An 18,423-nucleotide genomic window follows, 5' to 3' on the forward strand; every position below is an offset into this window, starting at 1 on the left:
CAACGCTGCATTCTTAATTAAGAGGCTGCATTGATTTATTCTGCAGCCTTTTTATTTTTTTACTTTTCTAAAATCTCTTCTTATTTCTTGAAACCGTTTAAAATAATTATCATATTGCAAAGCTATTTAGTATCTTGAAGGAACTTATGAAAGTCAAAGACACTTACATATAGAAATGCTGGAGAGAGGGGAAATGGTGGAGAGAAATTATCCATTCAAATATATGAATAGTGAAACAAATACTATTTTTTGTGTAAAGTTTTACGTGGAGGAAAATAATACGAGAGAATGAAGAAATATTTCAAGATATCACACCCTTTACGCCTCTGCTATTATATAGCAGGTTGGGTAATGGTTATATTAGGTATTATCGGTGTGGTATTACCTATTATGCCAACGCTGCCTTTTTTGTTGGTTGCCTCATGGTGTTTTACGCGTTCTTCTCCACGTTTTCATCACTGGTTGAATAATCATCGTATTTTTGGTCCCCCTCTTAAACGATGGGAAGAAAGAAGAGCTATTTCTCCATTTGTTAAAATTTTTGCCGTGATGAGTATGGCAGGAGGAGGATTATCCTTTTTCGTAATGGTACACCCTCCTTTATGGATTTCTTTACTCGTTGCCGTTATATTATCGTTGATTGCTATTTATATTGTGACACGTCCATCTTCATAATGATAGAAAAGACTTTATGAGAGATGTTCTTTTTAGCTTTGACTTATTTGTTAGAACAATAAGAGAGACTTTTCCTGCAAGTTTTAGATATAACCTCTCCATGTTCAAAATACATGTGAAATAACAAGATTTTTAAAAGAAATTTGATTAATGATATGTTTGTGAAATAATTTTTATGAGCAAAGAAAATTATGTACAATCCCCTTAAAGCTCACAAAAAGTTGCTTTGTAAACGATGATAAATTACATTCATTAAAAGGCTTTATTTTTGTAGAGTATGTAAGTTTCGCTAAACTCTTGGTACATTAAGTTTTTTAAATGCATCATGTATATTTTTAAGTTTTGCTTATCGCACCTTATGTCAGTAAACCGCATATATGAGAAACCAAGTGGGGTCCACTCAACAAGAAGCTGGAACGATTTACTATGACCTACAAGGGTTAAGAATGCTCGTCCTTAGAGGAGGATAAAGGTTAAATTTTTAAACAATATATTCTATTCGTTTAAAGAGCCCAAAACTACATCTTTATAGGTCTAGCAAAGCGCTTTTTATTGCTAAAAAAATTGAGATAACGTTGTATTTCCTTTGAATCACCGATCATTTTTTCAGGATTATCTGAAAGTTTTACGGCTGGTCGACCATTGGCATGGGTCACCTTACAAACAAGGGAAAGAGCATCAAGGGTTGCGATTTCTTGCGGAGCACAGCCTGTAAAGTCATTGGTAAGATCAGTCCCCCATCCAAAACTCATGCGCACTTTTCCATGAAAATGATGATAGGTTTTTTCAATTGTATCGACATCAAGTGCATCAGAAAAAATTAAGAGTTTTTCGCGTGGATCTTTCCCTTTTTCTTTCCACCATTGAATAATACGTTCTCCACCTTCAATAGGGGGTGCACTATCCGGTCTAAAACCCGTCCAATCTGCTACCCAATCTGGGGCATCGCATAAAAATGCTTCTGTACCAAAGGTATCAGGTAAAACAATGAGAAGATTTCCACCATAATAACGGTTCCAATCTTGCAAAACTTGATACGGCGCTCTACGTAATTCATCATCGTTGTTGCTGAGAGCAGCAATAACCATAGGCAATTCATGCGCATTGGTTCCAAGAGCTTCTAAATCTGTATCCATGGCAAGAAGAACATTAGAAGTTCCCGTAAAGGAATGACCAATGCCTTCTTTTAATGCTTCAACACACCAGCGCTGCCATAAAAAAGAATGGCGACGCCGTGTCCCAAAGTCGGATATTTTAATATCAGGCAATTTTTTAAGGCGTTCAACTTTACTCCACATTTTTGCTTTAGCTCGTGCATAAAGTACATCAAGAGCAAAGCGATCCAGTTTTTTCATAGCAGCACGTGAGCGTAATTCACTGACGATAGCAAGGACTGGGATTTCCCACATGGAGCTATGAGCCCATGAACCATAAAAATTCAGAATATATTGGCTATCTTTGCGGGTTAATTCATATTCTGGGAGTTGAAAATTCTCAAGCCACTGAAGAAAATCCGGTTCAAAAATTTGTTTACGTCCATAAAATGTATTACCAGCAAGCCAGATCATTTCTTTTTTTGTAAAGCGCAAACTAAGAGCGTGATCAAGTTGGGCACGCAACTCACCCTCATCAATATCATCGACAAGATGTATTGTTTTAGAACGATTTATGAGGGAAAAAGTAACATTAACAGTGGGATAAAGCCCCCAAATCATCTGTACCATAAGAAGTTTATAAAAATCCGTATCAAGAAGTGAACGAATAATAGGATCAAGCTTCCAAGTATGATCGTAAACACGTTTGGCAATATCCGGATGATTCATAATCCTCTTTCTTTCGGTTTCATAGAATTTAAAATTATTGTGCTCCAACAAGATCCATATAGGAATGAGAAAAACTATAACAACTCTAAGATTTTGGGCAAGAATAAAAAAGCCCTTTAGCTTTTCTGTTTTGAGGATTTAAGTATGCGTATGATTTCATGTTTTCCCGTTTTTTGTAACTTTATCCCTGTATGAACTTCGGTATATTTTTTGCCATTAACGTGAAGTATATTTTCAGATCCCCATTTGACTTTAATGGTATAAACAGCCTCATAAAATTTCATTTTTACTTCATACTTTGGCCAAATAGAAGGTAAATGCGGTTTTAAAAACAACAAATCTCCCTGACGCTGTATTCCAAGAATAGCTTGTGTTGCAGCGCGATAAAACCAGCCTGCTGAACCTGTATACCATGTCCAGCCACCTTGTCCGCTCCGTGATTCAACGGCATAAATATCTGCGGTCATCACATAAGGTTCAACACGATAAGTTTCAGGGGCTTGTCCATGATTAATAGGATTAATTGTGGAAAATAAGTGATAGGCTTTATCGCTTTCATTCATTTCAGCAAGCGCTAAAATGCTCCAAATAGCACCATGGGTGTATTGTCCACCATTTTCTCGAATACCTGGAGGATAACCTTTTATATAACCAGGTTCGAGCGTTGTTTTATCAAAAGGAGGCCAGAAAAGACGGAGAAGTTTCCCTTTTTCATCATAGAGATGTTCAAGCATTGAGGCCATAGCTTGTTTTTGACGCTCAAGCGGTGCCATTTGAGAAATGACAGCCCAAGATTGGGCAATGGTATCAATTTGGCATTCATCATTGATTTTAGAGCCAAAAGGTGTTCCATCATCAAAATAGCCACGTCGATACCAAGCACCATCCCAAGCATTTTTTTCTAGGGATGTTTTTAACCGTTCAAAATATGCACTCCATGTTTCAACACGGCTGTTATCACGCCGTTTTTGAGCTAAAGGAATAAATGCTTGTAGTGTGCACCCAAGAAACCACCCTAACCAAGTGCTTTCGCCTTTTCCTTGCGCACCTACTAAATTCATGCCATCATTCCAATCGCCACCTAAAATAAGAGGAAGGCCGTGAGGTCCACAGTGTTTAATGGCAAGGTCTAAAGCTAAAGCACAATGTTCATAAACTGTTGCAACCTTTGAGGATTGGGCGGGTTGAAAATAAGCATCCTGTTGCCCACTTTTGAGAACATCACCTTCAATAAAAGGAATGAGCGTATCAAGAAAGGCATCATCGCCAGTGGTATTGACATAAAGAGCCGTTGCATAGGCAAGCCAAACAATATCATCAGAAATGCGTGTGCGAACACCAGCATTTGTATCAGGCAACCACCAATGTTGCACATCTCCTTCAAGAAATTGATGCGCTGCAGCATTTAACAATTGTTTATGGGCTAATTGTGGTTCTAGCAACAATAAAGACAAACTATCTTGCAACTGATCACGAAAGCCAAATGCACCACTTGCTTGATAAAAGGCAGCGCGCGCCATGATACGGCATGAATAGATTTGATAGGGAAGCCAATGGTTGACCATAAGATCAAAAGAGGGATCAGGTGTTTTTACTTGGAGTGGGGAAACAAAATCACTCCAATATTGTTTTTGTTGTGTAAGCAAAGTTTCAAAATCAGTTGAACGTACTTGATCGAGTAATTTTTCAGCTTCTTGTCTATTTTCAGCGCTGCCAAGATAGAAAATGATTTCTTTTGTTTGTCCTGGAAGAAGGTCAATATCATAAGCAAATGCTGAACAAGGATCACATCCTGCTTCAATGGTATTCGAAAGTGTACTAGCTTTACGGATCACATTTGGATGTGTTACAGTTCCCGTTGCACCGATAAATTCGCTGCGATTGGTTGTGGTGCTGGTTGGCGTTTCGGATGCTGATAAAAATGTAACTTGTTGAGATTTTTCAATGTGATAGGGATTTTGAATAAAATGTGTTCCCCATTTATCCTCGTAAGAGGGAACAATGAAGGGGGTATATTTTGTTTGGGTCTTGCCTAAAACCCATTCAACATAATTATAAAGGCGTAAACTGCGTGGCTTTTCCCCTTCATTCCTGAGGATAAGACGTGAAAAGCGAACAGGTTTCTCTAGGTCGAGTGTATGAGTCAGTTCTAATGCGATTTCTGAATGTGTCGATTTAAAAGTTGAGAATCCAAAACCATGACAAACCTCATAAACAACATTTTCATCACATTCTACAGCAGAAACGGGTGAGAAACGTTTTAAAGACAGGCGGTCTACAAGATAAAGAGCTTCTCCTGGGCGATTGGAAACAGGATCATTGCTCCAAGGGGTCAATTGATAATCGCGGCTATTGTGAGCCCAAGTAAAAACTGCCCCTTCAGCAGACACATGAAAGCCAAAGCTTTTGTTAGCAATGACGTTAATCCACGGATGGGGTGTGGTGGTATGTCCTCGAAGACGGATCACATAATAGTTATGATGATTAAATCCACCATAACCATTCCAATATTGTAGGTCTTTTCCGTCAACGAGGATAGGAAAAGATTTTTGTTGACTGATAAGACCAATGGAAGAAAAGAGGCTTTGTTCGGTTTGTTTTGTTCCATATCTTTCTTCGCTATTTTTTTGGAAATTTAATTTATAATGAAACTCTTGATGACTCTTACGAGTTGCTAAATCCAAATCACTCCCATTAATTCGTTTCAGCTGTTCAGATAAAGAGCCATTTTCGGCATCAAGAATCATGCGTGCGGATGCAAGAAGCGTTTTAAAACTTTGCTCACTCATTTGATCACGCCGAAGCGTAAAAATATGTTGGCGTGCATCTGTTTCTTGCGTGTGATGTTGATAAGATTCGCATACCCATTCAAGAGCGCGTTGTGTATTTTGTATATAGGAAAACGCTTGTTCATTGAGAATGACTAAATCAACAATGAGTCCGCGCATACGCCAATATTCATGTGCTTTAAGGAGCTCACGAAGCACAGTTATATTTCCCTCGTTATTTAATCTAAGAAGACAAAGTGGATTGTCTCCTGAAATGGACATGGGCCAAAGATCAGACTGTTTTCCAAGCGTTTTTGCTAATATTTCAGAAGGAAGACGCCATGTCCGATCAAGATAGATAAGTGGCGTTGCATATTTTTGATAGACAATCGCTTCTTTAAGTGAGGTTCCGCTCTGGTACAGTGCAACTTGTGAGCGTGTCCATGCCATTGAAAGTTCTTTTTGAAACATATCAGGTTGTCGATAATGTTTCATATGATGATGCAGCGCTTCTTGTGTATGAGCAACAAAAGTCCAAAAAATAAGTTCTGCTTTTCCATGGGCTGGAATTTTTATACGGCATCGCAGTGACATAATAGGATCAAGAACACAACCTTGACTATTACTAAAATGAGCATTTCGATCAAATGCAGCGGGACGATGAATGGATCGCCCCCGACCAATAAACAGTGAGCGATCCGTTTCAGCTTCTGTTTCTCTAAGAGTATCTGTTGTACTGGAAACAAAATGAACAATATAAATTTCAGGATCATTAGGTGAGCGTTTGCGCCTTTTGGCAAAAATTGTTTTGCCTTCCTCAGCAATTTCTGTCTCTATAAACATTCGTGAAAAAACAGGATGAGCACAATCCATATCCATTGTTGCAAGCGCTAGTTCACCATACGAAGTAACTTCGATAAGACAGTCTTTGTTTGTTGTATTCATCAGTTGAATACGTCTACCTTCGCCGCACCCTTCAGAGATAATAAGACATTCAAGGGTTGATTTGATACCATCAACCATTTTCGTATATTCAGCCTTTTCATCCGTAAAAATGCTGACAGCTTCTTCTTCAATAACGCGTGTTGGTTCGCTGGTTACAGACCACCACCGTCCACTATGTGTATTGCGTAGAAAGAATAAAATCCCTTGTTGATCTTCTGTCGCATCAGGAATAAAGCGCGTAATCGCATAATCGTACCAACGGCTATAGCCAGAACCATTCGCTGTCAACATGATAGAATAAAAGCCGTGAGACAAAAGCAAAGTTTCCCGTGGTTTAAGCAGCGGATTTGTAATAATGCGTAAAGGAGCGGCATCCAATGCTTCAGACTTATTGCGCATACGATTAATAGCTTTGGTGTGAATCACAGGAATAAGATGGGCAGCGCGCTCTTGTAAAAGCAATTGCGTTGCTTCAATAACGGGATCACGGTGAAAACGATCACGCATTCGCCCTTGAAAAATAACATTGTTAAGAGCAAGGATAGACATACCATGATGGTGCGCATAATAATTGCGTACAATAGCGTACTTTTCCCCTGTTTTTACACGTGAAGAGGTAAAATCAACAGAATCATAATAACCATATGTTCCTAAAGCTCCAAGATCACGGAGTCGTTTTAAGTTGGCAACAGCGCAAGCAGGAGCATATTGTGCTGCAAGAAAGCTAGCATAAGGAGCAATGACAGCATTGCGTGAAAGACCACGTTGGAGTCCGAGGCTTGGAACACCAAAATGAGCATATTGGTAATTCATTAAATGATCACGAGCATTAAATGCAGCCTCTGAAATACCCCATGGCAATTCCCGTGTGTGAGCATATTGTATTTGACAACGAATAATCAACCGATTGGTTTGATCCAAGAGAGAGCCTAAAGGTTCATGCATCACAAGAGATGGCATAAGATATTCGAACATAGAACCAGACCATGATAAAAGAGCACCTTTCCACCCTATGGGGACGAGGAGTCGACCAAGATGAAACCAATGTTTAGGCTTTATATCCCCTTTTGCGATAGCAAAAAAACTTGCAAGACGTGCCTCTGAAGCGAGTAGATCATAACAGTTTTCATCGAGTTTGTTTTCTTGAACACGATATCCAATGGATAAGAGATGCCGTTTAGGTTGTTCTAAAAAGCCAAATTTCATATCAAAGGCTATTTGCCTTGCCGCTATAGCCAATCTGTTTAGTTTTTTGCATAATTTTTCAGGATCATAATGAGCCGTTGCATCATGATGATAAGCGTCGCAAGTTTCGATAAGGCATTTAGCCCAACAAAGCGCACGAGCCGATTCTATTGTTTGAATTTTCTGGTCGAGTTCATTAACTAAGTCTACAATATCGTGGGCTGCACATGAAAGATCCTTGATGTGAAAAGGTATCGTATTTTCTTGTTCTACAAAAGTACGGACAGAGTGATGAAAACGAACAATATTTTCTTCAACTCTTTGGCGTAAAGCACGTAAACTGAGTTGATGGTCTGAAATTTCTTTAACCGTTTCTTCAAGAATAATAAGAACATCCGATAAACCTTCTCGATCACTTTGAAAAAGAAGATGCGGTTTTTCAGCCCATTCCCTTAAGGCAGAAGAGAGTGTTACCAAATGACCAGCAAGATTTCCTGAATCAACGGTTGAGACATAAGTGGGTAAAAGAGGTCTGAGTGTATCCGTTGCATACCAATTATAGAGGTGACCATGGAACTTTTCCATTTTTGCAAGAGAGCGTAATGTACATTCAATACGGGTAATTGTTTCTTCAAAACCAATCCAGCCAAAATCACGTGCCGCAATAACAGAAAGGAGATAAACCCCGATATTTGTAGGGGATGTACGTTGAGCAACAAGCGGTTCAGGGTCTTCTTGAAAATTATCGGGAGGCAAATAATTGTTTTGCTCATTGACAAAGGTTGAATAATAAAGCCATGTCCGCCGTGCAATAGAGCGGAGGATTTTTTCATCTTTTGAAGAAAGTTCAAGGCTATCTTGAAATGTTGAAGGTCGACTCGCAACCCAAGCAATGAAAGGTGAAAAAAACCATACTATCCCAAAAGGCAAAGCAATAAAGCTTGCAAAACTATCAAAAAAAAGAGCGAGTGTTAGGGCAAGAGCACCAATAAGTGATGCTGGTGCCATTGTAAAAACATAGAAAAGCAAACTATTAGGCATTGATTTTGTTGTGGCAGAGGTTTTCCATTCAAGAAGATGCTGTCTTGAAATCGTCATACGATAGAGTGTACGAATAATCGCATCAGTCATAAAATAGGCCGAATGAGCAAGAAAAGTCGTCTTAAGAAAGATATCAGCGCTTGTAAGAGCGGTTTTATTCCAAATTAATCGAAAATGTCCGCGCAAAGAATGATCTATATTGGATGAAAAAAACGTTTTTAATACACATAAAATGGGGGCAATGAAGGCGCTAAACAGCAAAAATATCTGCCAGATGATTGCACTCTTCAATGACAAAAGAGCCCATCCTGCAAACGCTGCAAATAACCACATTAATGGTGTAAGAGAACGACGCAAATTATCCTGCATTTTCCAACGCATCACGGAGCTTATTTGACGGGAACAAAAAAGATAGGGCAAAAGTTGCCAATCACCACGAATCCAGCGATGATAACGCATAACATCAATATTATAAGCCGTTGGATAGTCCTCAATGACTGTGATGCTACTAACCAGAGCAGTACGGGCATATCCTCCTTCTAAGAGATCATGACTAAGAACAGTATTTTCTTTAACTTTGCCGTCAAGTGCTTGTTCAAATGCATCAATATGATAAAGACCTTTACCGATAAAAGTACCTTCTCCTAAAAGATCTTGATAAGTATCAGAAACAGCAAAAACATAAGGATCAATACCACGGTTGGTCGAAAAAACCCGTTGGAAAATTGATGTTTTTTTTCCTGTTGTCAGAGACGGCATAATGCGTGGCTGCAAAACGCTATAGCCTTTGACAACTTTTCCACTTTGCGGATCAAAAATGGGATGATTGAGTGGATGATTAAGCTTTCCAACAAGTTTTGTGACACTTTCAGGGGTAAGACGTGTATCACAATCCAGTGTCATAACAAAACGGCAATCCATAGGAAGATTTGGATCAGGAGAGTAAAAACTCGTATTTTCATCGCCCCTTAAAAGCCGATTGAGTTCATGAAGTTTTCCCCGCTTTCGTTCCCATCCCATCCAACATTTTTCACCGCTATTATAAAGGCGTCGGCGATGTAAAAGGAAAAAAACAGGAAGTTCATCACGATGATAACGACTATTGAGTTTATCAATACCATTTTGCGCATAGCGAAGCAAATCAAGATCGTCTTGCGTTTCTCTTAAGGGAGCATCTACCCAATCTGTAATGAGTGCAAAATGGACCGCACCTTTAGGATTGGAAAGATAGTGTACTTCAAGATTGTGCACTTGCGCATCAATATCATCGCGTGATGTTATCAAAGTAGGTACAACAACCATTGTCCGTGCATGTTTTGGAATACCTTCTTTATATTCATAACCAATGAGCTGTCTTGATGGAACAAACCAAGAAACAACTATATTAAAGAAGGAAAAAGCCGCATCCATAGCAGGAAAAAGCGCCAATACAGTAAAGCAAAGGGACATCCAGAGTGTCATGCCAGATATTTGGAAAAAGGTATAGACTGCAAGCAAAAGAGCAAGCGTCAGAAAAGAGACAGGAATGGCAATGACTCTCAGTTTTAAGCAATAAAAAGCGCGTGCCCATTTTATGAGAAGAGGCGGCGTATATCCACAAGCCTTTTCAAATATACCACGACCATCACCGACAAGATACCACCCAACAGAGGAATAATGAGGCATATCTTCAATAGTGGGATTTGCCATTTCTACAGATTTGTGTGCAACTTCCAGCTCGCTAAGAGACGAAAAGCGTGAAATTTTTTCAATGACTTGTCGATAAATACCGCGTGAATGGGGATCAATTTCAGAAAAATCACTCTTTTTACGCAAAATAGCATCGACACAACTCACTGTTTCAAACCATACGGTCCAATCAACATCATCTATCACTTTAAGAGCACAAATAATATTGCCCATGGTCACACCATCTGCCGCCTGTCTGGTATGCTCATCGGCTGTTGCACTTTCTAAGCTACTGCCTTGACTTTCTAATTGCTTTTCAAGCCAAGTTAACGCTACGGTTGAATCGATAGATGCACTGCGCAGGCGATAGAATAAATGCGCTGAAAAAGTTGGGTCAGCAGTAAATAATTTGTACTGCGTAAAAAGAGAGTTTAGATTTGTTTTATTTTCTAAAAGAGAAATTTTATCAGCTACTTGACTGGCAAGATGGCGCATCTGGCGCGCTTTTTTGATACGCACTGAAAGACGACGAACATTTTCAATGAGTAGCATTTGCATAACTGAAGGAAGAGCCCATAATTCACCAATTGTGAGCGCACAAACTTCTTGAAACCCATTGATCATAGCCGTGAGTGTTTCTTGTGAAAAGCTGCTATCGGTATGCGCAATATAAAGCCAAGTTAAAGCAAAAATGCGTGGTATTCTTGCTTTTTGTGTAGAAAGAGGAAGTTGCTTTATGAAGGACTTAGAAAAGTTACGGCGTAGTTGTTGTATGGTTTTATCAATGGTGTAATGATTATCAATGAGCCATTGCGCAGACGGTGCGATAGTTTCATCATTTTTGGCTGCAAAATCACTGGTATGAAAGGCATGAAGGATAAGTTTAGCATTTTCATTCAATCTCTTGCGAAAATCTTCTACTCCTTCATATTCAGGGAGTAAAATTTCTTTGCCGGAAGCTATATCACGCCCTAGGTCATAAAGATCTTCTTGTACTTTATAAATTGCTCGAAGAGGGAAATCACTATTAATAAAATGGTCTTTTCTCTTCTTTTGAGAAAAAAGTACTTTATGAAAGGTATTGTGCACGCCATAATGTCCCATTATTATTCAATTACATCGCTTTTTATTTAAATTGTAAGCATTTTATCTGAATAGTGAACCGTTGATAGACAAAAAACAAACTTTTTGTTTTTATTTGCAAGCAGTTATAATAATTTTTAATGCAATAATTAAAAATTAAGGAAATAATTTCTTTAGAAAATAAAAAGGTCACTCATTTTAGGAGTGACCTTAATAATACCATCAATGTTAATGATTAATGATTAATCTTGTTCTTGTTTTTTCAAAGCCGCACCGAGAATATCACCAAGAGAAGCGCCTGAATCTGTAGAACCATATTGGGCAACAGCTTCTTTTTCCTCTGCAATTTCTAATGCTTTGATCGATACTGAAATTTTACGTGTTTTTTTATCAAAGGCTGTGATGCGCGCATCAACCTTTTGCCCAATTGCAAAACGCTCAGGACGTTGTTCATCACGATCACGTGCAAGATCAGCACGCCGAATGGTTGTCTCAAGGTTGTGGTCAATCAATTTCACATCAATATCATTGTCTTTAACAGCAATCACTTCACAGGTTACAACAGCCCCTTTTCGCAATTCACCAGAAGCAGCTGCTTCTCCAACCTTATCACTGGAAAGCTGCTTAATTCCAAGAGAAATACGCTCTTTTTCAATGTCAACATCAAGGACCACAGCTTTAACGATATCACCTTTATTGTAAGTATCAATAACTTGTTCACCAGGACGGTTCCAATCGAGATCAGAGAGATGAACCATACCGTCAACATCGCCTTCAAGCCCAATAAACAGACCAAACTCTGTTTTATTTTTAACCTCTCCCTCAATTTGTGAATTGACAGGAAATTTATTGGCAAAAGCTTCCCATGGATTTTCAAATGTTTGCTTTAAGCCAAGAGAAATACGCCGTTTAGAAGGATCAATTTCAAGAACAACCACTTCTACTTCTTGTGATGTAGACAGAATTTTTCCAGGGTGAACATTTTTCTTTGTCCAGCTCATTTCAGAAACATGGATCAATCCTTCAATCCCTGGTTCAATTTCAACAAAACCACCATAATCCGTAATATTGGTCACAGCACCCGTAATTTTCTTACCAATCGGATAGCGGACACTGATACTTTCCCAAGGATCACTTTCAAGCTGTTTCATTCCAAGAGAAATACGGTGCGTATCTTGATTAATGCGAATAATCTGAACTTTGATCGTTTGACCAATTGTGAGCACTTCAGATGGGTGATTAACACGCCGCCATGCCATATCTGTAACGTGTAAGAGACCATCAATCCCACCAAGGTCAACAAAGGCACCATAATCTGTGATATTTTTCACCACACCTTCAACAATTTGGTTTTCTTCAAGATTTTGTACGATTTCTGAACGTTGCTCAGCGCGGCTTTCTTCTAAGACAGTACGACGTGAGACCACAATATTGCCACGACGACGATCCATCTTCAAAATTTCAAAAGATTGTGCATTATGCATGAGAGGTGAAACATCGCGAATGGGACGAATATCAACTTGGCTGCGCGGCAAGAAAGCAACCGCTCCATCAAGATCAACTGTGAAACCACCTTTTACTTGGCTAAAGATAACGCCCTCAACGCGTGTACCAGCATTGAATTTTTCCTCTAAACGGACCCAACTTTCTTCGCGACGTGCTTTTTCACGCGATAAAACAGCTTCGCCCATCGCATTTTCAATGCGTTCAATATAAACCTCAACTTCATCGCCAACTTGCAAAGAACCATCTTTTGCTTTAGCTCCAAATTCTTTGAGAGGAATACGTCCTTCGACTTTAAGTCCAGCATCAATAATGGCCATGTCTTTTTCGATTGCAATAACACGACCTTTAACAACAGATCCTTCATTAAGATCATTGGTTTGAAAAGATTCTGTTAAAAGGGCTTCAAAATCCGCTGTTGTGGGATTGTATTGTGACATAAGAACTCCTAATATATACCTTATCTTGTAAGGTATGAGCGCTAGGTTAGTGTTAACATGGGCAACTCCTTAGCCTTTTTCCTTAAATAAAGGAGGAAAAATTAGCGCCAAGCTGGGAGCTGCCTTAATGAACTTATCCAATTATATGCATTTTTATGATTGGATCAATAAAAGCACATGCAATTGCAAATGTTGCTTCTATACTCAATTCTGACGTATCAAGCAAGTGGGCGTTTTTTGCCGGTTTTAGGGGGCTTTGTTTGCGTGTTATATCGCGACTGTCTCGCTGTTCAAGATCGCTAAGTATTTCATGGTAATTTGCTTGCCCCCCCTTTTCTAAAATTTCTTGGTAACGACGTTTGGCACGTATCTGAACATTGGCTAGAACATAAAACTTGATATCAGCATCAGGACAAACGATCGTGCCAATATCTCGCCCATCAAGCACACTTCCAGGTAAAGTTTTGGCAAAATTACGTTGTTTTTCGATAAGAATTTTACGTACAGCAGGATTAATCGCTATCTTTGAAGCCGCTTCACCAAGTTCATGAGAAGAAAGAAAAGCAGGATTTAAACTATTAAAATCAAGTTCTTTAGCATAAATGATAGCATTTTTTTCATCATTAAGAGCCAATTTTTGTTGTAAAAGCGCATGAGCAACACCACGATAAGTAAGCCCTGTATCCAAATGATGAAGATGATAATGTGCAGCAATTTTGCGAGCTAAGGTCCCTTTACCTGAGGCAGCAGGTCCATCAATGGCAATAACAAAAGGCTTCAAGCGATTTTTCCCCCAAGCTGTTTTATAAAAGGAATAAATTCTGGAAAGCTCGTAGCAATCATGCGTTTATCATCAATGGTAACAGGCTTTTCTGATACAAGCCCAAAAATGAGAAAACACATAGCAATTCGATGATCAAGATGTGTGGTAACATGTCCACCCCCCAAACCTTTAGCAGAACCTTTCCCATAAACAACGAGAAAATCTTGACCTTCTTCACAGTCTACGCAATTAATTTTTAATCCTTGTGCAACAGCAGACAGCCGATCTGATTCTTTAACACGCAATTCTTCAATTCCTAGCATCACTGTTTTGCCTTCAGCAAAGGCTGCTGCAACCGCCAAAGCAGGATATTCATCAATCATCGATGGAGCACGTTCCTTCGGCACAGTAACACCTTTGAGGATCGATGATTTTATCCGTAGATCGGCAACATCCTCTCCACCTGTTTGGCGTTGATTCAAAAATTCAATTTGAGCGCCCATTTCCCACAATGTTTCGATAAGTCCTATTCGAGAATTGTTTATCAAAACATTTTCAATGGTGATATCAGAATCTTCTACAACAAGGGCTGCAACAATTGGAAAAGCAGCAGAAGAAGGATCTCCGGGAATATGAATCGTTTGTCCAGTAAGATGAGGAAAACCATTAAGATGAATCAAACGCGCACCTTCTTTATCTCTTTCTATTTCAAGTTTAGCACCGAATGCTTTTAACATTTTTTCCGTATGATCACGTGTGAGAACTGGTTCAATAACCGTTGTAATGCCAGCGGTATTCAGTCCAGCGAGGAGAACCGCTGATTTAACTTGAGAGGAAGCTATTGGAACACGATAGCGAATCGGATTAGCCATTTTGGGACCATAAAGCGTTAAAGGAAGGTGATCGCCATCTGTTGCTTCAATTTCCACCCCCATAAGACGCAGTGGATCGAGGATACGTCGCATGGGACGTTTAGAGAGAGAAGCATCACCCGTAAAAGTTGTTTTCATATGATAGGGACCAACCATTCCCATAATCAAGCGAGCACCTGTTCCAGAGTTTCCAAAGTCTAAAGGTTTTTGTGCGGCTAAGAGACAACCATTCCCTGTTCCTCGTATGATCCAGAAGTCGTCTTTCTTAATCATACAGGCGCCCATAGCCTTCATAGCAGCAGCTGTATTGAGTACATCAGCGCTTTCAAGTAATCCGTGGATATATGTTTCACCATTTGCTAACCCTCCCAGTATAAGAGAGCGGTGAGAGATTGATTTATCTCCTGGTATTCGAATTTTTCCAGAGAGACTACTCGATTTATAGGCCGTTATAGGGATTGCTTTTTGCATGGAAATTCTATTTAATTCTATCTAACCTTTATGAAATTATGCATCCTTTAGCACATGCTTTAAAGGGCGTCATGAAAAAATCTGCGTGGAACAGTGTATTTATCTTTGACAAAGGCATTATTTTTCGATTAAGCACCATAAAATTTATCTTTTAATGGAATAGAATTAATCAAAGAGGCACGGTTTATGGCAAAACAGGAACTTGGAACGAAACGTGTTGATCCAGAAACAGGAAAAAAATTTTACGATCTAAATCGCGACCCTATTGTGTCACCTTATACAGGAATCTCTTATCCGCGTTCTTATTTTGAGGTTGCGGCAGCTGAAGCAAACAATGAAGAAGAAGTAGATACTGAAGAGCTTGATACAGCACTTGAAAAGTCTGCTTTTATGCTTCTTGAAGAGGATGATGACGGTTCTAAAGATGACGATCTTCCTGATTTAGAAGATAGTGATGTGGATCTTGGTGATGACGATGATACATTTTTATCTCACGATGAGGACGATGAGGATGATGACGTTACCGATATTCTCGGAGGCGGCGTTTCTAATGATGACGATGCTTAAAAGAAGTAAAAGAAAATATCTTTTCTGTTAAATGCAAATTCTTCTTGATCTTCAATTTTTATCGTTTTAAAAAAATTGAAATTATAGGCTGTCTTTTGGGGAAAAATTTGTTTTTAGGGGCTATAGCTCAGCTGGGAGAGCGCTTGCATGGCATGCAAGAGGTCAGCGGTTCGATCCCGCTTAGCTCCACCAAAAGAACCAACTCTTCTATCAAGAAGAATCAATTTGGGAAGTTTATGTGCTTTGTAACCTTTCCTGTGGTGTTGTATAGCCTGTGTTTTAACGCTCTTATAATGCCCTTTTAATTGTTCGTTGGATTGTAAATTTTACTTTCATGACAATAAAAAGCGATATTATATTTTAGAATTTTTCTTCAGCGCTCTCTAGTATTTCGCCCAGAGTCAAAAGCGAGTGCCAAATGGAGGATTGTGTTCATTGTAAATTTTTCGAACAAAGGGGAACAAAAATATCGAGAGTATCTTCAAATGTATTGTATACTGCAAAAGTGTTCTGTCATTTTAGTTTATTAAAAAAATAACAACTTATTTCATTTCGACAATTGGACAAACGATACAACCTTATCACCCTATAAGAAATTTTGCTCTCAAATTAATTTTATCCCATCAATTCCTTAATTGGGATTTTCAAAAATCTTCCCTAATGCCATCCACATCTCCTTAATTGCTGTTCATAGAGCCTCGATATTCTTGCCATGCGCTGTGCTGCCTGTGAAAGCGCAGCATTAACATTTCCACCACTCCGCGCATAAGCGCCATGCCCCATATGATAATTTAGATAAAGGCTATAGGCATCATCAAACCTCACTCCATTGCGTTGAACACTTTGACGATGATACCAAGCAACAAAATCAGCAGCATCTGCAAAATTAGTACGCCATGCAAAAGACTTTCCTGTAGAGCGCAGATACATTGCCCATGTACTGTCAAGCGCTTGAGAATAACCATAAGCTGTCGATCGACGCTTCCATGGAATAAAACCAAGTAGTTTTTTGCGTGGAGGACGTGCATTACGACGAAAGCCCGATTCCATATTAATGGTCGCAAGAATAATAGGCATAGGAATTCCATAGCGCCTTTCTGCTCTTTGAGATGCCCTACCCCAATTGTCAAAAAAACCATTTTTTTGTGCTAGAATAGCACAAGCATTGTTTGTGTGGAGGGGAGTAGTTGTTGCACACCCCCCTAGCAGAAACACCAGTGCCCCTAAAAACAAAAGGTGTCGCATATTCCCTATTCCTCTCATTTAAGAAATAAAACAAGATAGAGATACTAAAAAATTATTACCAATCAATAAAGAACATGATCCTAACTTGTGATCGTTGAGAAGCTTGATTTACTTTATTCTTCATCAACCAAACGCAATATTTGCGACTGAGTTGATGTTGTCATTTTTGCTGGTTCAGAATAATTTTCTTTTAATTCGACAGTTTCAATGCGATTTGCCCGTTTCATAATTTTAGAGGACGATATTAAAATTCCCTCTATATCTTCTCCTGCTTTGTGAAAGTGCTTCTGTAGTGCGCGAACACGGCTATCCATTCGTCCAAAATCTTCCATCAATTTTGCTACTTCTGATTGAATTAAATGCGCTTGTTCACGCATCCGCGCATCTTTCATAATGGTTTGTACAACTTGGACAGAGAGCATCAACAAAGACGGTGAAACAATAATCACATGGGCTCTATTGGCTTTTTGTACCAATGGCTCAAAATCCTCATAAATTGTCGCAAAAATCGATTCCGATGGTACAAAGAGAAAAGCGGTGTCATGGGTTTCTCCAGGAATTAAATATTTTTGCGCAATATCACGGATATGGACTTCCATATCCGTGCGAAATTGGCGTTCTGCCTCTTGACGTTCTTGAGCTGTTGTTGCTTTACGCATGGTATTCCAAGCTTCCAGAGGAAATTTAGCATCCACAACAAGAGAAGGCGCTTTATTTGGCATGTGAATGAGACAATCTGGCCGCTTTCCATTTGAAAGAACAGCTTGAAAAGCATAAGAATTTAGTGGTAGAGCATCAGCAATAATTGCTTCCATCCGCCCTTGACCAAAAGTACCACGCGTCTGCTTATTGCTTAAAATGGATTGCAGTTGAACAACTTGTCCCGTAAGTGACTGAATATTATTTTGCGCTGCATCAATGACCGCTAAACGCTCTTGCAAACGATTTAAATTCTCATAAGTTGATTTTGTCTGTACCTGAAGTGTTTGACCTATATTGGCTGTCATGCCATTGAGTTGCTCACTGAGTGACTTATTCAATTCAGCCTGTCTTTGACCGAAAATTTCAGCCATCGTTTGCATTCGCCCTTGCATTTCAGCTTGTGTTTTGAGCAATGTAGCCATCTGCTCTTGTGCCTCACGCGCACGCTTGGCAACTTCACTTTCCAAAAATGCCTTTTTTCGATGAGAATAAATCAACATAAAAAATGCTAAGCAAAGGAGTATCAATAAAAGCAGGGCGCTCAGTTTCGTAAACGACTCATCAGCAAGTATAAAAGAAAAAAACGAATCAAACATGAGAAGTAATATAACGCCCTCATCATAAAAAAGCGCAAGAATTTGTTATTCAATATTGACCCATAACAAAGCATTG

8 protein-coding genes, 1 tRNA gene and 1 pseudogene are annotated in these 18,423 nt (G+C 39.1%); 3 read left to right on the top strand and 7 right to left on the bottom strand.

Annotated features, from left to right (window positions below):
• Positions 1-288: 288 nt before the first annotated feature.
• Positions 289-675 (top strand): YbaN family protein, encoded by a 387-nt coding sequence (locus PVV70_RS00325; protein ID WP_273757434.1) that lies wholly within the window; start codon positions 289-291, stop codon positions 673-675.
• Between the two features lie 518 nt (positions 676-1,193).
• On the opposite strand, the gene pncB is transcribed toward PVV70_RS00325, so the two are convergent.
• The 5 genes and pseudogenes from pncB to aroA all read right to left on the bottom strand — a co-directional run bounded on the left by pncB (position 1,194) and on the right by aroA (position 15,237).
• Positions 1,194-2,498: a nicotinate phosphoribosyltransferase gene (gene pncB / locus PVV70_RS00330; RefSeq protein WP_273757435.1), complete on the bottom strand. Its 1,305-nt coding sequence runs from the start codon at positions 2,496-2,498 to the stop codon at positions 1,194-1,196.
• A gap of 116 nt (positions 2,499-2,614) precedes the next feature.
• Positions 2,615-11,199 (bottom strand): annotated as a pseudogene (locus PVV70_RS00335) (GH36-type glycosyl hydrolase domain-containing protein).
• A gap of 231 nt (positions 11,200-11,430) precedes the next feature.
• Positions 11,431-13,131 carry a 30S ribosomal protein S1 gene (rpsA, locus tag PVV70_RS00340; RefSeq protein ID WP_273757436.1) on the bottom strand — a complete coding sequence of 567 codons (1,701 nt, stop codon included), beginning with the start codon at positions 13,129-13,131 and terminating at the stop codon, positions 11,431-11,433.
• Between the two features lie 133 nt (positions 13,132-13,264).
• Positions 13,265-13,912, bottom strand: a complete 648-nt coding sequence (cmk, locus tag PVV70_RS00345) for a (d)CMP kinase (protein WP_273757437.1) — start codon at positions 13,910-13,912, stop codon at positions 13,265-13,267.
• Positions 13,909-15,237, bottom strand: coding sequence for a 3-phosphoshikimate 1-carboxyvinyltransferase (aroA, locus tag PVV70_RS00350; RefSeq protein WP_273757438.1), 1,329 nt, complete (start codon positions 15,235-15,237; stop codon positions 13,909-13,911). Before aroA ends, cmk begins: the two co-directional genes overlap by 4 nt.
• Positions 15,238-15,423: 186 nt before the next feature.
• Between aroA and PVV70_RS00355 the strand changes: the two genes are divergently transcribed.
• Together PVV70_RS00355 and PVV70_RS00360 are read left to right on the top strand one after the other, a co-directional pair.
• Positions 15,424-15,804, top strand: coding sequence for a TIGR02300 family protein (locus PVV70_RS00355; protein WP_273757439.1), 381 nt, complete (start codon positions 15,424-15,426; stop codon positions 15,802-15,804).
• A 116-nt stretch (positions 15,805-15,920) separates the two neighbouring features.
• Positions 15,921-15,996: transfer RNA gene (locus PVV70_RS00360), tRNA-Ala, on the top strand.
• A 465-nt stretch (positions 15,997-16,461) separates the two neighbouring features.
• Here PVV70_RS00360 and PVV70_RS00365 read toward each other — a convergent pair.
• Positions 16,462-17,049, bottom strand: coding sequence for a hypothetical protein (locus tag PVV70_RS00365; RefSeq protein ID WP_273757440.1), 588 nt, complete (start codon positions 17,047-17,049; stop codon positions 16,462-16,464).
• A 113-nt stretch (positions 17,050-17,162) separates the two neighbouring features.
• A complete protein-coding gene (locus PVV70_RS00370; RefSeq protein ID WP_273717475.1) occupies positions 17,163-18,347 on the bottom strand; it encodes a DNA recombination protein RmuC in 1,185 nt (394 codons plus the stop codon).
• Positions 18,348-18,423 lie beyond the last annotated feature (76 nt).

Source organism: Bartonella sp. AU55XJBT (assembly GCF_028618525.1).